This is a genomic window from Actinomadura fibrosa, assembly GCF_900659615.1.
Taxonomy (GTDB): Bacteria; Actinomycetota; Actinomycetes; order Streptosporangiales; family Streptosporangiaceae; genus Spirillospora; species Spirillospora fibrosa.
Map to the genome: position 1 here is coordinate 1 of NZ_CAACUY010000038.1, position 15,773 is coordinate 15,773.

A 15,773-nucleotide genomic window follows, 5' to 3' on the forward strand; every position below is an offset into this window, starting at 1 on the left:
ATCCCGCCGGTCGCGCGGCGCCTCGCGGGCGCGGCCTCCGGCGTCGACCTCGCCTACCCGGCCCCGCGCGACGCCCACCCCCTCACCGGGCGGCGCGCCCCCGACGTCCCCCTCGCCGGCGCCCCGGGACGGCTGTACGGGCTGCTCGGCGACGGGCGGTTCGTCCTGGTCGTGGCGGCGAACGACCCGGCGGTGACCTACCTCGCGACCAAGCGCTGGGCGGACCGCGTCCACTGCGCCGTGGCGGGCCGCGCCACCCGCACGACGGCGCTCGTCCGCCCCGACGGGTACATCGCGTGGGCCTGCGACGAGACGGCGCCCGACCTGCGGGCGGCGGCGATCCGCGCCGCGCTCGGCCACTGGTGCGGGCCGCCCGCGGAGCGTCCGCCGCACGAGCGCCGCCGGCACGGCCCGTCCGGCCGTCCGGATGCCGAACGCCCGGCCACCGGAAGCCCGGCCACCGGAAGCTCGGCCACCGAACGCCCGGCTACCGGACGCTCGGCTCCCGAGCGTCCGGTGGCCGAGCGTCGCGGTCCGGACACCGTCTAGGGCTCGACGCGCCTTGGAGCGCGGAGCCACGCCTAGAAGCGGCGGGTCTCGCGGCCGTAGCCGAGCTCCTCGGCGACGTCCGCGAGGTTCTCGTACTCGCGGTCGGGCAGCGTCTCCAGCGCCGCGACGGCGCCGTCGGGCGCGGCGGCGCGGTTCACGTGCTCCACCAGGTCGCCGGGGCGGGCCGGCCAGCGGACGCCGGTCAGCATGCGCGCCAGGTTGCTGCGGCCCTCGACGTCGCCCGGCGTCATCCCGGGCGGCGCCCCCTCGCGCGGGTCGCCGGCGGCCGCGGTCGGGTCCCAGGGGCCGTCGTCGGAGAACGCCTCGGTCTCCCTGAACTCCTCGACGCGCGTGGGGTGGTTCCCGCGGACCATGCCCTGCGTCTCGTGACCGATCTCGTCGTCCAGCCTGGGGCCGTGCTTGTCGCGTCTTTCGGGCATCTCTCGTCCTCCTGCACGGTAAACGGTCGGTCTCAACGCGGAGGAACCTTCCCGGGCCGAGGCGTCTAAACAAGGCGCCGATCTTGCCCGTCCGGCGCGGTACGGTGTGGCGCATGCTGCCGGAAGAGGGCGTGAACGCCGTTCGGGCTGTGCTGGGCCTGCTGGTCCGGGGCCATTACGAGGAGCTGGAGACCCTGACCGAGGGGCGCCGGCTCAGCGCGGGGGAGATGGCGTCCGCGATCGAGCGGACCGGCCGCCACCTGATCACCCCGCCGGACGGCGCGTTCCGCTCGCTCGACGCGGTCCCCCTCGCGGACGGGGCCGCCGACGAGCGGGCCTTCCGGGTCCGGGTCCCGCTGTGGACGGCGCAGGACGGCCTCTCCGACCTGGCGGTGTCACTCCTCGTGACCGAGGTCATGGACGGGGTATGGACGGTGGAACTGTTAGGCATCCACGCGGGGGAGGGGACCTGATGGCAGGGCACATGACCCCGGAGGAGTTCCGCCGGTACGGCAAGCAGGTCGTCGACTGGATCGCCGACTACCAGGAGAAGGTCGAGTCGTACCCGGTGCAGTCGCAGGTGCGGCCGGGTGAGGTCCTCGCGAGCCTGCCCGCCGGTCCGCCGGAGGAGGGCGAGGGGTTCGAGGCCGTCCTCGCCGACCTCGACCGCGTCGTCATGCCGGGGATCACCCACTGGCAGCACCCGAGCTTCTTCGCCTACTTCCCGGCCAACGCCAGCGGTCCCGCGATCCTCGGCGAGCTGCTGTCCGCGGGCCTCGGCGTGCAGGGCATGCTGTGGGCGACCAGTCCCGCCTGCACGGAGCTGGAGACCCGGATGCTGGACTGGCTCGCCGAGCTCCTCGGCCTGCCGGCGCGGTTCCGCAGCGACGGGGACGGCGGCGGGGTCATCCAGGACTCGGCGTCCGACGCCGTCCTGATCGCGCTCCTCGCCGCCCTGCACCGGAGGGACGGCGGCGCGGCCGCGCGCGAGGGCATCACCCGCCGCCACACGCTGTACGTCAGCTCGCAGACCCACTCGTCGCTGGAGAAGGCCGCGAGGGTGACCGGGATCGGCGCCGCGAACGTCCGCGTCGTGGACGTCGACCCCGACACGCTCGCCATGGACCCGGCCCACCTGGACGCGCTCATCACCGAGGACATCGCCGCGGGCGCGGTGCCCGTCCTGGCCTGCGCGACCGTCGGCACCACCTCCACGACGGCGGTCGACCCCGTCCGGGAGATCGGCGAGGTCTGCTCCCGGCACGGCGTCTGGCTGCACGTGGACGCCGCGTACGCGGGCGTCGCGGCCGTCTGCCCGGAGTTCCGCTGGGTCAACGACGGGCTCGACGGGCACGTCGACTCGTACGCGACCAACCCGCACAAGTGGCTGCTCACCAACTTCGACTGCACCGCGCTGTGGGTGGCCGACCGGGCCCCGCTGGTCGGCGCCCTGTCGATCCTGCCGGAGTACCTGCGCAACCGGGCCAGCGCGTCCGGCGAGGTGATCGACTACCGGGACTGGCAGATCTCGCTCGGACGCCGGTTCCGCGCGCTGAAGCTGTGGGCGGTGATCCGCTGGTACGGGGCGGAGGGGCTGCGCGCGCACATCCGCTCGGGGGTGCGGCTGGCCGCGGAGCTGGCGTCCAGGATCGGCGCCGATCCGGGGTTCGCGCTGCTGGAGCACCACCCGTTCGGGCTGGTGTGCTTCCGCCCGCGCTGGGAGGGCCTGCCGGACGACGAGGCCGACGCCGCGACGCTGCGCGTGATGGAGCGGCTGAACGCGTCCGGCGACCTCTACCTCACCCACACCAGGGTCGGCGGCCGGGTGCTGCTGCGCATGGCGATCGGCGCGCCCGGCACCGGTGACGCGCACGTCGAGGCCGCCTGGCGCCGCATCCGGGAGGAGACGGCCCGGGAGGGGCGGCCGGCGGGCCAGTGATCTTCACGGCGGGTCACCCGCCCGCTCCGCCACCGGATATGTGAGGCTAGGGGTGCCCCTACAACCGCTGGAGGTCCGCATGGCCGACTCGTCAGGAGAGAAGGACGGCAGCGAGGACGACGTGAAGCGCAGGTTCCGGGAGGCCCTGGAGCGCAAGCGCGGAGCGGCGGCCGAGAAGAACGAGGGCGGGGCGGGCAGGAGCGGCTCGAAGGTGCGCGGCACCCACGAGCGCGCCGACCACCAGCGCCAGTTCCGCCGCAAGAGCGGCTGAGCGCCGGTCCCGCGGCCCGCCGGGACGAAGGACGGCGGCCTGGGGACCGCCCGCCGAGCACCCCCGCGCGCCCAGCGCGGGGGTCGCCTCCGCGCCGCCCGCCCCGCCGTCAGGTGGTGTACAGCTTCTTCTGGTAGGCGGCGCCGTAGTAGCGCTCCAGCTCCTCGACGCTCTCCTCGACGTACTGCACGTCCTTGGTGATCCGGGCGTGCGAGGGCAGGGTGTCGTCCTCCCAGCTCTCCGGCTTCCACAGGTTCGAGCGCAGGAACGCCTTCGCGCAGTGGAAGAAGATCTGCTCGATCTCCACGACGAGGGCGAGGGCCGGGCGGTGCCCCTTGACGGTCATCGCGTCGAGGAAGGGCGCCTCCCGGACGAGCCGCGCCCGGCCGTTGATCCGCAGCGTCTCGCCCCGTCCGGGGATCAGGTAGATCAGCCCGACGCGCGGGTTGCTCAGCACGTTGAAGAAGCCGTCGGCGCGGCGGTTCCCCGGCCGGTCCGGGATGGCGATGGTGGTGTCGTCGATCACGTGCGTGAAGCCGGGCGGGTCGCCCTTGGGCGAGACGTCGCAGTTGCCGGCGGCGTCGCTCGTGGCGATCAGGCAGAACGGGGACCGCGCCAGCCACTCGCGGTCCCAGTGGTGCAGGGCCGCGCGCTCCTTCTCGATGACCTTCCGCAGGGGCGTGCCGAGCAGCTCGCGCAGCTCCTCGGCGGACGTGATCTCGGTGGACTCGGAGGCGATCGTCATCGGCGCTCCTTCTGCCGGGGGAGAGAAGATCAGCTTAGCCTCCGGCCTCCGGCGCGGAAGCGGCCGGGGCGCGGCCGGTTACTTTCGGGCCGCCGCGGAGTCGGTCTATTCGTGGGGTGCGGCGCCCCCGGGAAGCGAGGGGTGCGATGAACGCGGTGGAGCGGGCGACGGTACCGGAGCGGGGCTCCGATCTGCTCGGGCGGTCGATGGACTTCGCGGTGGACGTGCTCGGGCTCGTCGACGCCGCGGCGCTCGGACGGCCGACGCCGTGCCGGGGCTGGAACCTCGGGATGCTGCTGCGGCACGCGGCGGAGTCCCTGGCCGTGCTGTCCGAGGCGATCGACACCGGTTCCGTCGGGTTGCTGCCGGGCGCGGAACCGGTTCCGGTGGACGATCCGGCGGTGGCGCTCACCGCGGCGTTCCGCGCGGGCGCGGTCCGGCTGCACGCGGCGTGGACGGCGGCGGAGCGGGCGGGCGCGACGGTCGGCGTCGGCGGGGCCGGTGCCCGCCAGGCGCGCGATGGCGGCGCGATAGATCGCCTCGCGGAGGTCGACGGCGGCGGCGAGGTCGGCGGCCTCGGCGGGCGGGGGTTCGGTGAGCAGGCCCGCGGCGACGGTCCAGCGGGCGAGGTCGGCGGGCCGGGCCAGCAGGTCGCGGCGGTCGGCGCGGCGGTGCTGCACGGTCCCGGCGAAGTCGAGGGCGAGGTGGCCGCTGACGAAGGTGAACTCCATACCGCCAGAATAACCGGCTTGACAGGTTATGGCGGCGCCCCGAGACTGGGTAACCGTATTGAGCGGTTACTCGCGGAGGTGGACGATGGCACTGGGAACCGAGAGCGGGACGCGGACGCGGTCCGGCCGGCCGGTGGCGCACGGTGTGGCGCCCCCGGTGGAGCCGCGTGCCGGCCTGCCGTCCGGGCCGTCCGGGCCGTCCGCCGACGCGACGTCGCACGCCGGCCGCCCCGCCGGGACGTCCGGGCCGTCCGAGCCGTCCGGGTGGGCGGCGCGGGCGGTGCCCGGGGTGTTCGTGCTGCTGTGGAGCAGCGCGTTCATCGCCGGGGCGATCGGGGTGGACGCGGCGCCGCCGCTGCTGCTGATGTTCGTCCGGTTCGCCGTGGCGGGGCTGCTGCTGGCGGCGTACGCGGTGGCGGTGCGGGCGCCCTGGCCGCGCGGGCGGGCCCTGGCCCATGTGGCGGTGTCGGGCCTGCTGGTCCAGGCGGTGCAGTTCGGCGCCCTGTACACCGCGCTCGGGCAGGGGCTGCCGGTCGGGGTGATCGCGCTGGTGCAGGGCCTCAACCCGGTGGTGATCGCGCTGCTGGCCGCGTCGCTGCTGGGCGAGCGGGTGGGCCGGTGGCAGTGGGCGGGGTTCGTGCTCGGCGCGGCGGGGGTGATCCTGGCGGTCGCGGGACGGGTCGCGTTCTCCCCCCTCGGCGTGGTGCTCTGCCTCGTGGGGCTACTGGGCCTGAGCGCCGGAACCCTCTACCAGAAGCGGTTCGTCCCGGCGATGGACGTGCGGACGGGCACGGCGGTGCAGTTCCTGGTGGCCGCGCCGCCGCTGGGCGCGGTGTCGCTGCTGACCGAGACGCCGCGGGTGGCGCACTGGGCGCCGTTCGGGGCGGCGCTGGTGTGGATCGTCCTGGTCAACTCGATCGGCGCGTTCCTGCTGCTGAACTCGATGCTACGGCGGGCGCCGGCGAGCCGGGTCGCGGCGCTGTTCTTCCTGACGCCGTCGGTGACGGCGGTGCTGGCGTGGCTGACGATCGGCCAGTCCCTGGACCCGCTGGCCGTCGCGGGCCTGCTCCTGGGCGGCGCGGGCGTCCTCCTGGCGACCCGCCACTGACCCCGCACCACCGGCCACAGAGCCGCGGGCACCGAGACCGCCGTGAACCGTGATCCGACCGGTCCGCTCGCAGAATGACCGAGGCGCCGCCCGGTGCGGTGCCGCTGGCTGACCTCGCCGCGGAGTGCAGCGTCGGCCGCCCCGCCGTCCACCGCATCATTCACGGTTGGGGGACGATCCGGAGCTGGCCGACGCGTAGTCCGCGCCTGACCTGACGTCAGAGCTGCATCAGCTTGGTGACCAGGGCGGTGAGCTGGGCGCGTTCGCCGGTGGTGAGAGGGGCGAACGTCTCGTCGAGGTAGGAGGGGACGGTGCTCTCGGCCTCGGCGAGCCGTTCGCGGCCCTGGTCGGTGATGGTGACGGCGTAGGAGCGGCGGTCGTCGGGGTTGCGTTCGCGGCGGACGAATCCGGACCGCTCCAGGTCGTCGCACACGTTCACCATGACGCTGCGGTCGATCCGCAGCTCCTCGCTGAGCACCTGCTGGGAGCAGGGGCCGACGGCGTCGAGCATCTTCAGCACCAGGTGCTGGCCGACGCCGAGGCCGTGCCGGGCGGCGTGGGCGTCGGCGGCGCGGGCCAGGTACGCCGCGGCGCGGCACATCGCGATGTCCGGGCGTTCGGCCGCCAGCGTCGGGAAGTACGCCGGACGGGCGGGCTTGGAAGGCATGGATCTCCTGCACTGTCGACCCGTCCGAGGCTACCAGAACCATCTGCCACACAATAGTTTGACAGCAGATCATTGGCGAGCCTACGGTTCCGTCTGGTTGCAGATCGTCTGCTCAAAGATGGAGTGTTCTGGTGATGCGTTCCGACCGCCGGGCGACGGCGGCCCTGGTCCTGCTGTGCGCGGCGGTGTTCCTGGATTCGATGGACCTGTCGCTGATGGGCGTGGCGCTGCCCGCCGTCGGCGCCGACCTCGCGCTGCCCGACGGCACGCTGCAATGGCTGATGTCCGGCTACGCGGTCGCCTACGGCGGGTTCCTGCTGCTCGGAGGGAGGCTGGCCGACCTGCTCGGACGGCGCCGGATGTTCCTGGCGTCGCTGGCGGTGTTCGCGGCGGCGAGCCTGGCGGGCGGCCTGCTCTCCGACGGCCGGCTCCTGGTCGCCACCCGCGTGGTGAAGGGCGTCGCGGCCGCGCTGACCGCTCCGGCGGCACTGTCGCTGATCACCACGACGTTCGCCGAGGGGCCGCGCCGCAACCGGGCGCTGGGGGTGTACGCGCTGGCCGGAGCGTCCGGCTACAGTGCCGGGCTGATCGCCTCCGGGCTGCTCACCGAGGTGAGCTGGCGGCTGGTGTTCTTCCTGCCGGTGCCGATCGCGCTGCTCGTGCTCGCCGTCGCGCCCCGGGTGGTCCCGGCCGGACGCGCCGACGGCCCGCGCCCGGGGTTTGACGCGGCGGGCGCCGGCGCCGTCACCGGCGGCGTCCTGCTGCTGGTCTACGCGCTCACCGAGACGAGCTGGCCCGCCGGTGGGGCGGCGCTGGCGCTGCTGGGAGCGTTCGTGGCGATCGAGCGGCACCGGCGAAACCCGCTGGTGCCCCTGGAGGCGCTGCGTTCACGGCGGCTCGCCTCGGCCAACCTGGCGGCGCTGGCCTGGGCGTGCGCGACGATCGGCTGGCAGTTCGCGGCCGTCCTGTACTTGCAGGGTGTGCTGGGGTACTCGGCGCTGGACACCGGGCTGGGGATCGTCCCGATGGGCTTGGCCATCATCGTCGCCGCGAACCTGGCCGGACGGCTGATCGGACGCTGGGGCCTGCGGCGCACCGCCGCGTTCGGGCTGCTGGTGCAGGGTGCCGGGATCCTGCTGTTCCTGCGCGCGGACGCGTCCAGCGGCTACGCGACCGTGCTGCTGCCCGCGCTCGTCGTCCACGGCGTGGGCAACGGCCTGTCGTTCCCCAGCCTCAACATCGCCGCGGTGGCCAGCCTGCCCGACGACCGGCAGGGCCTGGCCTCCGGCCTGGTCACCTCCGCCGTCCAGATCGGGGCCGGCATCGGCGTGGCGGTGCTCGCGGCCGTGATGGCCGTCCCGGCGTCCTCACTGGACGGTTACCGCGCGGCGTTCCTGACCGCCGGATCGTTCTCGCTGCTCGGCGCGGTCATCGCCTTCCTCGGGCTGCGGGGGCGGGCCGAACCCGCGGCCGGCGAGCCGGCGGCCACCGCACCGGCGTCCGCATCGACTTCCGCACGAGCATGAGGAGCACCGCGATGACCCTCGACCTGACGCCCGACGAACTGCTGTCCACCACCCGGGCCGTCCGCAAGCGGCTCGATTTCGACCGGCCCGTCCCGCGCACGCTCATCGAGGAGTGCATCGACCTGGCCACGCAGGCACCCACCGGACGCAACCGGCAGCGCTGGCACTTCATCGTGGTCACCGAGCCGCGCCTGCGCCGCGAGGTGGGCGGCATCTTCCGCCGCGCGCTCGCGGCCGCGGAAGGCCAACCACTCAATGACGACGACATCCGCCGCATGAACCATGCTCCGCGCTCCACCCAGGGCGTGTTCGACGGGCTGCGGCACCTGACCGACAACATCCACCGCGTCCCGGCGTTCGTGATCCCCGCCATCGAAGGACGCACCGACCACGCCTCGGCGGCCGTCCAGTCGGGCACCTGGGGGTCGATCCTGCCGGCGACGTGGAGCTTCATGCTCGCCGCCCGCGCCCGCGGCCTCGGCACCACCTGGACCACCGCCCAAGGCCCCCTCGAACCCGAACTCGCCGCCGTACTGGGCGTCCCCTACAACGAGGTCATGCTCGCCGCGTTCATCCCGCTCGCCTACACGATCGGCACCGACTTCAAGCCCGCGCCCCGCATCCCACGCGACCAGGTCCTGCACTGGGAGCGCTGGTGAACGCCCGACCCGCCCGACCGAGCACCTGACGCAAGCCGCAGAGGCCCCGGCTAAGACTGCCTGCCCGCGAACGCCCGGGGTGGACGTCCCCGCCGTTCGCCGACTGGAACCACCGCATGCCCGACGCCCGAGCACAGCGCTCGGGCGTCGGTGCACCCCCACTCCAACCAGCTACAACGCACCCGGGTGATCGTTTCTGGGCATACTCTGGCCGCCCCCTCGGGAGGCTCGGCCTCACGGGCAAGCTGGCGGGCGCCGGCGCGTCCTCCCGGCGCTCGGCCGCAGGACCCCGTTTCAGCGTTGGAGCGTTTCGGCCCGCTGGCCCAGCGCCCTGTTCATCGCTCGGAACTGCGGCAGGGCACGGCTACTCCGGTGAAGCGTTCGCTCTGAGTCAGGCAGACGCGCCGGGGCGGATCTGCTCGATGGTGAAGCGATGCTCCCCGTCCGCGATCCATCCTGGGCCGAGCTTCCCGAGCCACCGCAGTTCCTTGCCCGGGACGTCGGTCAGGACCCGAGGCGTGAAGGTCATGTCGACGCGGTAGCGGGCGAGTCGCAGATCACGGGAGGGTTGCGTCGGCTGAGGGTGTCCAGGTGGTCGACGCTGATCAGCGCGCGGGTGAGGCTGTCGCCGAGGCAGGCGATGCGCGTCGTCATGGTGCTTCCGGTCCTAGCACGCCGACGTGTTCGGTCGGCGGGGTGTCGGTGCGAGGACGGTGGTCGGTGCCGAGGCCGGCGGTGATGGCCAGGATGGACGTCGGCCCGGTCATGTCGACCGCGTGCCATACCCCGGCCGGGTTGACGGTGGCCTCGCCGGGCCCGAGCAGGACACGGGCGGGCATTCCGTCCAGGTCGCGGGTGACCGTCACCGACCCGCTGAGGCAGACGACCAGTTCGTCACCGGCGGGGTGCCTTTCCCAATGGTCGCCGGGGCCGTCGCCGTCGAAGATCATCACCATCCGGCCTTCGGCGCCGTCCGCCGCGACCGCGGCGCTGTAGGCCTGGAGCACCTCCGGGTCCCAGGCGAAGCCCTCGACGCGTTTCACTGTCGATCCCAGTCCGAGGTGCACGGGAGTGGTCCGCAGGTCGACGGCGTTGTGGTCGTTGACGAGTCTCATGTCGACGATCGTCACACCGCAGCAACCGGGTGGTCTTGAAGAAATGGGAACACGAGCCGACGCGACGGGCGGCTATCCGGTCCCGAGGAGGACCTCGCCGTGACGCCAGGCCGTCGGCGTTCGGCCCGTGAACTCGTTCCAGTCCCGCACGAGGTGGGCCTGGTCGGCGTAGCCGGAGATGGCCGCCACATCGGGCCACGGGAGCCGGTTCCGCGCCGTCGCCAGGTCGTGCGCGTGCTCGAAGCGGAGGACGCGGGCGAAGACCTTCGGCGCCAGGCCCAGCTCGTCACGGAACCGTCCGGTGAGGTGCCGGCGGCTCCAGCCCAAATCCGCGGCGACTGCGCCGACCTGGACGCAGCCCCGTGCGGCGACGAGGCGGCGCCAGGCCTCGGCCACCTCGGGGCGCATCCGGCGCACATGGTCGCTGCCGGCGCCACGCCCGACAGCCCGCAGGAGCAGCTCGTCCAGTACGGTGAACCGCGCCGCCCATGTCGATGCCGCTCGGAGCCGGTCGGCCAGTTCGACGCCGAGTGCTCCGAGAAGCTCGTCCAGGGGGACCAGCCGGTGGGCGAGCGCGGCGGCGGGCATGCCGTAGATGGCCCGAGCCCCGAGCGGTGTCAGCGCCACCTTCACACCTTGCTGGCGTCCGTCGTGGTGGATCGCGACGGACCGGCCCATCAGACCGCTGGCCACACTGCCGAATCGGGTGACCGGTGACCCGTCGCCGACGCCCGCCGCCACCTCCAGGGGGTCTGACAGGCTGATCACCGCGGTGAGAGCGCGGCTCGGCGGGCCGCAGTGCACCCCCGCCGCGAGCCCGCGGAGGTCGAAACCGACATACGAGTCGACGTACCGCCGCAGGGCGGGCGCCGAACGTGCACCGATCCCGGTGGCCATGCGACCTTCCTCCCTACTCGGAGTACGAGCCGGCGAGCCCGGCAAGATCATCAACCGGACCGCCGTGACGCTCGCCGGTGCGGCCAGCCCGGTCCGCGTCCACCGCGCACGGCAGGTCCTCGGCCAGCCGCAGCGCGCCACGCAGATGAGCCGGCGCGGACCCGCGAACCTGGTCCAGCCTCGGGAGGTACCCCCAGTACGAACCGCGGGTACGCGGCGCGGTCGATCGACGTCACTGACACCCCGAAGAAACGCGACGCGACAAGGACCCGAGCAGCCTAACCACCGTGGACCAGCTGCCCGACAGTGCCCTCGGCCCGCAGTTCCGCGGCCTCGCGGCCCCTTTGCGGCGCATTCGGGCCGCCGGGTCGTGCTGCCGCCGGGATCTCCAGTTGCCGGGATCTCCAGTTGCCGGGATCTCCAGTTGCGGGGGTCTCCGGTTGCGGGGTGTTCGGGGGTCGGCGTGCGGGGGGTTGGGCCGGTCAGGCGGGTTCGGGTTGGGCTGGGCGGCAGTGCAGGCAGGGGCGGTAGCCGGCGGCCCGGGCGGCGGCGAGGTTGCGGAACGGGCGGCGGTGCGGGGGCGTGATCCGGCGGGCGTCGCCGCAGGTGGGGTAGCAGACGATGCCGGTGGTGTCGCTGCCGACGAGCTGCATGCCGCGGCCGGCGAGGGCGGCGACCTCGTCGAGGTCGACGTTCTCGGCGCGCAGGAGCCGTTCCTTGGCGTCGCCGCCGAAGACGTAGTCGCCGACGGCGCCGTCGGAGCGGGTGACGCGGTGGCAGGGGATGAGCAGCGGGACGGGGTTGCGGCCGAGCGCGGAGCCGACGGCGCGGACGGCCTTGGGGCGTCCGGCCTGGCGGGCGACCCAGGCGTAGGGGCGGGTCTGGCCGCGCGGGATGGTGGCGGCGGCGCGCAGGACGGCGGCCTCGAACTCGCTGAGGCCGCGCAGGTCCAGGCGCAGGCGGCCGAGGCGTCCGGTGCGCAGCGCGGGGACCAGCCCGGAGGGCGGACGGTCGGCGGGCAGCAGCGGCCGGGCGAACCGCGCGCGGAACGCGGTGGTGAAGGCCTGCTCGTCCATGCCGGCGCGCAGGTAGGCGATGCCGTGGTCGGTGAAGGCGACCTGGAGGTCGTCCAGGGGGCCGGGGACGTGGACGCGGCGGGCGGCGATGCGGTCGAGCAGCCCGGCGGGCGCGTCGGCGGCCAGTCCGGCGAGCCCGGCGGTCAGCGGGTCACCGGATCCGAGGCCGGGGCCGCTGGTGTCCGGGACGGGATCGGTGCGGGTCATGGGGTGCCCCCTTGCGTGTGGTGGAGCGTGCGGAGCCGGGCGAGGCCGCGGGAGATGTGCGATTTGACCGTGCCCTCGGGCAGGTCGAGCACGATGGCGATCTCGGCGACCGGCAGGTCGGTGACGTGGCGCAGGACGACGGCGGCGCGCTGGGCGGCGGGCAGCCCGGCGAGCAGGCCGGCGAGCTCGCGTCCGGTCTCGTGGCGGGCGGCGGTGTCCTCGACGGGTTCGGCCGGGTCGGGCGGGTCGGGGGCGTCCTCGAGCGGGCCCGGTGGGGGGCGGCGGGCGGCGGTCCGCAGGCTGTTGCGCCACAGGTTCATCAGGATCGTCAGGAGCCAGGCGCGGGGGCGGAGCCCCGCGATGCGGTCGGGCCCGTATCCGCACAGGGCGCGGTAGGCGCGCAGAAACGCCTCGGCGGCGAGGTCCTCGGCCTCGGCCCAACGGCCGGACAGCCGCAGCGCGGTGGAGAACACCGCGCCGCGGTAGGTGTCGTACAGGACGGCAAAGCCGGTGTCGAGGTCGCCGGTGAGGGCGGTGACGACCTCGTCGCGTGCGGTGTCGTCCGCCTCGCCCGGTGCGCCTCCGGCGCCGCCCGACGCGTCGCCGGCCTGGCCGCTGCCGCGCAGGGCGTGGGGCCCCGGCAGGTCGGCGGCGTCGGAGCCGGTGCCGGTACCGGTGCCGGGGGCGGCCGTGTGGGGGAGAGCTTCGTCCGTAACCGTCACATCCGTTCAACACCGGGGCCGTCCGTCCGGTTGCACTCGCCTGGTCGGCCTGCCCAGGCAGTTCGCGTGGGCGGCCGTCGGCCCGGGCGGGTGGAGCGCGTCACGCCGCGTTCTCGGGCGTGGACGGCGGGCCGGGCGCGCTCGCGTGCCTCCGGCGTGGTCAGGATACGGCCGGTGCGGGTCGTGACGGTGGCAGGGCCGAGTGTGGGGCCGTCCGGCGATCTCGGAACGGTCGGCGGGCGTCCAATAGGTCCCGGTTCTTGACTTTCGGCAGTAACGCCGCTGATCACCGGCTTGTACGGTGGGCGGGTGGACGAGCGGGCGCGGACGGTCAGCGGGGGCGCGCAGCAGGAGGCGGGGCCGGGATCGCGTCCGGCGGCGTTCCGGGCTGCGGTGCGGCGGGGGCTGCCGGAGGGACTGCGGTCGGCGGGACGGGACGGGGCCTGGCGGGCGCTGCCGGGGGCGGTGCAGCAGGCGGCGCGGGCGGCGGTGCGGCGTCCGAGCCGGTCGGCGCTGGTGAAGGACATGCTGCTGTTCGCCGTGCTGGCGTTCCCGGTGGCGGTCGGGTTGCTGACGCCGTTGGAGGCGGGGCCGGCGCTGTGGGCGGAGGTCCTGGGGCTCATGGCGCTGGCGGGTGCGATCGCGGTGAGCCGGGCGTGGCCGCTGGCGGCGCTGGTGACGGTGGTCGCGCTGATCCTGGTCCACGGGAACTTCGCGTTCGGGCTGCCGGTCCTGTCGTATCTGGCGGGGTTGCGGATGTCGCGGGCGCGGCCGGTGCTGTGGGGGTTCACCGGGGTGTTCGCGCTCGGGGTGACGCTGAACCTCGTCCGCGACGTCGCGGTGACGACGTGGTTTCCGCTGACGATCTGGCTGGTGCTGCTGGGCGTCCTGCCGTGGCTGGCGGGCCGGTACTGGCAGCAGTACCAGGAGCTGCTGCGCGCCGGGTGGGACCGCGCGGACCGGCTGGAGCGCGAGCAGCGGATCATCGCCGAGCGGGAGCGGCTGCGGGAGCGGGCCCGGATCGCGCGTGACATGCACGACTCGCTCGGCCACGAGCTGGCTCTGATCGCGGTGCGCGCGGGCGCGTTGCAGGTCGCGGCGGGCCTGGACGAGCGGCATCGTGCGGCGGCGGCGGAGCTGCGCGCCGGTGCGGCGGACGCCACCGAGCGCCTGCGGGAGATCATCGGGGTGCTGCGGGAGGAGCCCGGCCCCGCGTCCGACCCGGACGGCACCGTCGCGGGCGGCGCGCCGGGTGCGCCGGGTGAGGCGGCGGCGCGGATCCGGCCCGCGGGGGAGAGCGTCCCTGAGCTGGTGGAGCGTGCGCGGGCGTCCGGGGTGCCCGTCCGGTTGGCGGGCGAGGACGGGGCGGCGCGGGGATCGCTGCCGGACATGCCGCCCATGGTGGGACTGGCCGTGCATCGGGTCGTGCAGGAGGGCATCACGAACGCCGCCAAGCACGCGCCGGGCGCCGCGGTGACCGTGGACGTCCTCACGAGGGTCCCGGTGGAGGCGGGTGTCGCGGCCGCCGCGACCGCGAGCCGGGTTGAGGTGATGGATCCGGCGGACGCGGCCGGGTCCGGGGTGGCCGGGTCCGGGGCGGCTGGTGCCGGAGGCATCCTGGAGGCGGACCGTCCCGGGTCCGGCGGGGTGGTCGTCGTGCGGGTCGTCAACGGGCCACCGCCCGGCGGGCCGCCGCTGCTGCCACCGGGCGGCGGGCTCGGGTTGACGGGGCTGGCCGAACGGGTCCGCCTGGCCGGAGGGACGCTGCGCGCGGGCCCGGACCCGGCCGGGGGGTTCGAGGTCGTCGCGGAGCTGCCCGTGGACGGGCCACCGAGCGGGCCGCTCGCCGCGTCGTCGGGTAAACAGGGGTCGGCGTCGGCGACGGCGCTGATGACGGCCCTGGGCCTGGTGTCGACCGGCCCGAACCCCGGCCACCCGGGCAGGGGAGCGGTGCCGGGGGCGATCGGCGGGTCCGGGGAGTGGCTGTCGGAGTCGGCGCGGCATCTGGCGCGGGAGCGGCGGCAGGTGCGGCGGGGGCTGATCACGGCGATCGCCGTCCCGGCCGGGTTGATCGCGGCGCTGGGGGCGGTGATGGCGGGTTACTACGTGTACGTCGCGGTCAATTCGGTGCTGCCCGCCTCGGACTACGCGGCGCTGCGGGTCGGGGACGGGCGGGCGCGGGTGGAGCGGGTGCTGCCGCCGATGGAGACGGCCGACGCGGGCGCGGTCCGGTTCCGGGTGCCCGAGCCGGCGGGTGCCGACTGCCGCTACTACCGTCCGGACGCGAACCTGCTGGGCGTCGCCCGGGTCTACCGGCTGTGCTTCACGGGCGACCGCCTGTCGGCCAAGGACGTGTTCGGTACACAGACGACCGGGAGGGACGCCGAGTGATCCGGGTTCTGCTCGCCGACGACGAGGCGATGATCCGCGCGGGGGTCCGCGCGATCCTGTCGGCCGATGCGGGGATCGAGGTGGTCGCGGAGGCCGGGGACGGGCGGGAGGCGGTGGAGCTGGCGCTCGCGCACCGTCCCGACGTGGTGCTGCTGGACATCCGCATGCCGCGGCTGGACGGGCTGGCGGCGGCCGCGGAGCTGGGCCGCGCCGCGCCGGGCACGGGCGTAGTCATGCTGACCACGTTCGGTGAGGACGAGTACATCGCGCGGGCGCTGTCGGACGGGGCGAGCGGGTTCCTGCTGAAGTCGGGCGATCCGCGGGAGCTGATCGCCGGGGTCCGGGCCGTCGCCGAGGGCGCCGCCTACCTGTCGCCGAAGGTCGCCCACCGGGTGATCACGGAGCTGAGCGGGGGCCGGATGTCGGACGGGGCCCGGGCGCGGGCGCGGACGGCGGGCCTGACGCCGCGGGAGCGGCAGGTGCTGGCGCTGCTGGGCGCGGGACTGTCCAACGCGGAGATCGCGGGGCGGCTGCACGTGGTGGAGGGGACGGTCAAGGCGTATGTCAGCGCGATCCTGACGCGGCTGGAGGTCCGCAACCGGGTGCAGGCCGCGGTGATCGCCTACGAGGCGGGGCTGGTGGACGGAGGCCTGGCCTGAGCCGCTCCCGCCCAACCTGAGCCGCTCCCCCCTGGCCTTCCTGAGCTGCTTCCTCTGGCCCTCCTGTGCCG

Annotated in this window: 18 protein-coding genes and 2 pseudogenes; 10 read left to right on the forward strand and 10 right to left on the reverse strand. The window is 74.6% G+C overall.

Features of this window, described 5'->3' with window-relative positions; translation table 11 throughout:
* The coding region (locus E1300_RS15885; protein ID WP_442316422.1) for an aromatic-ring hydroxylase C-terminal domain-containing protein at nt 1-549 on the forward strand (549 nt) is incomplete at its 5' end.
* A 32-nt stretch (nt 550-581) separates the two neighbouring features.
* Here the strand turns inward: E1300_RS15885 and E1300_RS15890 are convergent.
* A complete protein-coding gene (locus tag E1300_RS15890) occupies nt 582-989 on the reverse strand; it encodes a DUF2795 domain-containing protein (RefSeq protein WP_131757774.1) in 408 nt (135 codons plus the stop codon).
* Nucleotides 990-1,102: 113 nt separating this feature from the next.
* Here E1300_RS15890 and E1300_RS15895 point away from each other — a divergent pair, with 113 nt between their 5' ends.
* From E1300_RS15895 to E1300_RS15905, 3 genes are all read left to right on the forward strand, one after another.
* Nucleotides 1,103-1,462 (forward strand): DUF7668 domain-containing protein, encoded by a 360-nt coding sequence (locus E1300_RS15895; RefSeq protein ID WP_131757775.1) that lies wholly within the window; start codon nt 1,103-1,105, stop codon nt 1,460-1,462.
* The gene (locus E1300_RS15900; protein WP_242619174.1) at nt 1,462-2,928 is read left to right on the forward strand and encodes an aminotransferase class I/II-fold pyridoxal phosphate-dependent enzyme; all 1,467 of its coding nucleotides are present in this window, start codon (nt 1,462-1,464) and stop codon (nt 2,926-2,928) included. The genes E1300_RS15895 and E1300_RS15900 overlap by 1 nt, the downstream gene beginning before the upstream one ends.
* A 79-nt stretch (nt 2,929-3,007) precedes the next feature.
* Complete coding sequence (locus tag E1300_RS15905; protein ID WP_131757776.1) at nt 3,008-3,199, forward strand: DUF5302 domain-containing protein; 192 nt, start codon at nt 3,008-3,010, stop codon at nt 3,197-3,199.
* A gap of 109 nt (nt 3,200-3,308) precedes the next feature.
* Here E1300_RS15905 and E1300_RS15910 read toward each other — a convergent pair whose 3' ends face one another.
* On the reverse strand, nt 3,309-3,944 hold the full coding sequence (locus tag E1300_RS15910) for a pyridoxamine 5'-phosphate oxidase family protein (RefSeq protein ID WP_131757777.1): 636 nt from the start codon (nt 3,942-3,944) through the stop codon (nt 3,309-3,311).
* A 206-nt stretch (nt 3,945-4,150) separates the two neighbouring features.
* Here E1300_RS15910 and E1300_RS53960 point away from each other — a divergent pair.
* Nucleotides 4,151-4,396, forward strand: a pseudogene (locus E1300_RS53960) (maleylpyruvate isomerase N-terminal domain-containing protein); the annotation flags it as partial.
* Here the strand turns inward: E1300_RS53960 and E1300_RS53965 are convergent.
* Nucleotides 4,358-4,675, reverse strand: a pseudogene (locus E1300_RS53965) (ABATE domain-containing protein); the annotation flags it as partial. The pseudogenes E1300_RS53960 and E1300_RS53965 sit on opposite strands and share 39 nt — an antisense overlap.
* An 85-nt stretch (nt 4,676-4,760) precedes the next feature.
* On the opposite strand from E1300_RS53965, the gene E1300_RS15920 reads away from it, so the two are divergent.
* Nucleotides 4,761-5,783, forward strand: a complete 1,023-nt coding sequence (locus E1300_RS15920) for a DMT family transporter (RefSeq protein ID WP_131757779.1) — start codon at nt 4,761-4,763, stop codon at nt 5,781-5,783.
* A 217-nt stretch (nt 5,784-6,000) separates the two neighbouring features.
* Here E1300_RS15920 and E1300_RS15925 read toward each other — a convergent pair whose 3' ends face one another.
* A complete protein-coding gene (locus E1300_RS15925) occupies nt 6,001-6,450 on the reverse strand; it encodes a MarR family winged helix-turn-helix transcriptional regulator (protein WP_131757780.1) in 450 nt (149 codons plus the stop codon).
* A 134-nt stretch (nt 6,451-6,584) separates the two neighbouring features.
* Between E1300_RS15925 and E1300_RS15930 the strand changes: the two genes are divergently transcribed.
* On the forward strand, nt 6,585-7,976 hold the full coding sequence (locus E1300_RS15930; RefSeq protein ID WP_242619179.1) for an MFS transporter: 1,392 nt from the start codon (nt 6,585-6,587) through the stop codon (nt 7,974-7,976).
* Nucleotides 7,977-7,987: 11 nt separating this feature from the next.
* Entirely contained in the window at nt 7,988-8,635 is a 648-nt protein-coding gene (locus E1300_RS15935) for a nitroreductase family protein (RefSeq protein WP_131757782.1), read from the forward strand.
* 391 nt (nt 8,636-9,026) lie between these two features.
* Here the strand turns inward: E1300_RS15935 and E1300_RS50080 are convergent, their stop codons facing one another.
* The 6 genes from E1300_RS50080 to E1300_RS15960 form a co-directional block, all read right to left on the reverse strand.
* Nucleotides 9,027-9,164, reverse strand: a complete 138-nt coding sequence (locus E1300_RS50080) for a hypothetical protein (RefSeq protein WP_165502859.1) — start codon at nt 9,162-9,164, stop codon at nt 9,027-9,029.
* Nucleotides 9,161-9,289: a hypothetical protein gene (locus E1300_RS53425; RefSeq protein WP_278045361.1), complete on the reverse strand. Its 129-nt coding sequence runs from the start codon at nt 9,287-9,289 to the stop codon at nt 9,161-9,163. The genes E1300_RS50080 and E1300_RS53425 overlap by 4 nt, the downstream gene beginning before the upstream one ends.
* Entirely contained in the window at nt 9,286-9,750 is a 465-nt protein-coding gene (locus E1300_RS15945) for a cupin domain-containing protein (protein ID WP_131757783.1), read from the reverse strand. The genes E1300_RS53425 and E1300_RS15945 overlap by 4 nt, the downstream gene beginning before the upstream one ends.
* A 72-nt stretch (nt 9,751-9,822) precedes the next feature.
* Nucleotides 9,823-10,647: an AraC family transcriptional regulator gene (locus E1300_RS15950; RefSeq protein WP_131757784.1), complete on the reverse strand. Its 825-nt coding sequence runs from the start codon at nt 10,645-10,647 to the stop codon at nt 9,823-9,825.
* A 482-nt stretch (nt 10,648-11,129) separates the two neighbouring features.
* Entirely contained in the window at nt 11,130-11,930 is an 801-nt protein-coding gene (locus E1300_RS15955) for a methylated-DNA--[protein]-cysteine S-methyltransferase (protein WP_131757785.1), read from the reverse strand.
* Nucleotides 11,927-12,652, reverse strand: coding sequence for an RNA polymerase sigma factor (locus E1300_RS15960; RefSeq protein WP_242619175.1), 726 nt, complete (start codon nt 12,650-12,652; stop codon nt 11,927-11,929). The genes E1300_RS15955 and E1300_RS15960 overlap by 4 nt, the downstream gene beginning before the upstream one ends.
* A 309-nt stretch (nt 12,653-12,961) precedes the next feature.
* Here E1300_RS15960 and E1300_RS51570 point away from each other — a divergent pair, with 309 nt between their 5' ends.
* Together E1300_RS51570 and E1300_RS15970 are read left to right on the forward strand one after the other, a co-directional pair.
* The gene (locus E1300_RS51570; protein ID WP_207399764.1) at nt 12,962-15,043 is read left to right on the forward strand and encodes a sensor histidine kinase; all 2,082 of its coding nucleotides are present in this window, start codon (nt 12,962-12,964) and stop codon (nt 15,041-15,043) included.
* Nucleotides 15,040-15,702 (forward strand): response regulator, encoded by a 663-nt coding sequence (locus E1300_RS15970; protein WP_131757786.1) that lies wholly within the window; start codon nt 15,040-15,042, stop codon nt 15,700-15,702. The genes E1300_RS51570 and E1300_RS15970 overlap by 4 nt, the downstream gene beginning before the upstream one ends.
* Nucleotides 15,703-15,773 lie beyond the last annotated feature (71 nt).

Excerpts from the sequence above, each read along its gene's own strand:
- E1300_RS15890 (WP_131757774.1), bottom strand. The coding sequence starts at position 989 with ATGCCCGAAAGACGCGACAAGCACGGCCCCAGGCTGGACGACGAGATC.
- E1300_RS15895 (WP_131757775.1), top strand. The coding sequence starts at position 1,103 with ATGCTGCCGGAAGAGGGCGTGAACGCCGTTCGGGCTGTGCTGGGCCTG.
- E1300_RS15900 (WP_242619174.1), top strand. The coding sequence starts at position 1,462 with ATGGCAGGGCACATGACCCCGGAGGAGTTCCGCCGGTACGGCAAGCAG.
- E1300_RS15905 (WP_131757776.1), top strand. The coding sequence starts at position 3,008 with ATGGCCGACTCGTCAGGAGAGAAGGACGGCAGCGAGGACGACGTGAAG.
- E1300_RS15910 (WP_131757777.1), bottom strand. The coding sequence starts at position 3,944 with ATGACGATCGCCTCCGAGTCCACCGAGATCACGTCCGCCGAGGAGCTG.
- E1300_RS15920 (WP_131757779.1), top strand. The coding sequence starts at position 4,761 with ATGGCACTGGGAACCGAGAGCGGGACGCGGACGCGGTCCGGCCGGCCG.
- E1300_RS15925 (WP_131757780.1), bottom strand. The coding sequence starts at position 6,450 with ATGCCTTCCAAGCCCGCCCGTCCGGCGTACTTCCCGACGCTGGCGGCC.
- E1300_RS15930 (WP_242619179.1), top strand. The coding sequence starts at position 6,585 with ATGCGTTCCGACCGCCGGGCGACGGCGGCCCTGGTCCTGCTGTGCGCG.
- E1300_RS15935 (WP_131757782.1), top strand. The coding sequence starts at position 7,988 with ATGACCCTCGACCTGACGCCCGACGAACTGCTGTCCACCACCCGGGCC.
- E1300_RS50080 (WP_165502859.1), bottom strand. The coding sequence starts at position 9,164 with ATGACCTTCACGCCTCGGGTCCTGACCGACGTCCCGGGCAAGGAACTG.
- E1300_RS53425 (WP_278045361.1), bottom strand. The coding sequence starts at position 9,289 with ATGACGACGCGCATCGCCTGCCTCGGCGACAGCCTCACCCGCGCGCTG.
- E1300_RS15945 (WP_131757783.1), bottom strand. The coding sequence starts at position 9,750 with ATGAGACTCGTCAACGACCACAACGCCGTCGACCTGCGGACCACTCCC.
- E1300_RS15950 (WP_131757784.1), bottom strand. The coding sequence starts at position 10,647 with ATGGCCACCGGGATCGGTGCACGTTCGGCGCCCGCCCTGCGGCGGTAC.
- E1300_RS15955 (WP_131757785.1), bottom strand. The coding sequence starts at position 11,930 with ATGACCCGCACCGATCCCGTCCCGGACACCAGCGGCCCCGGCCTCGGA.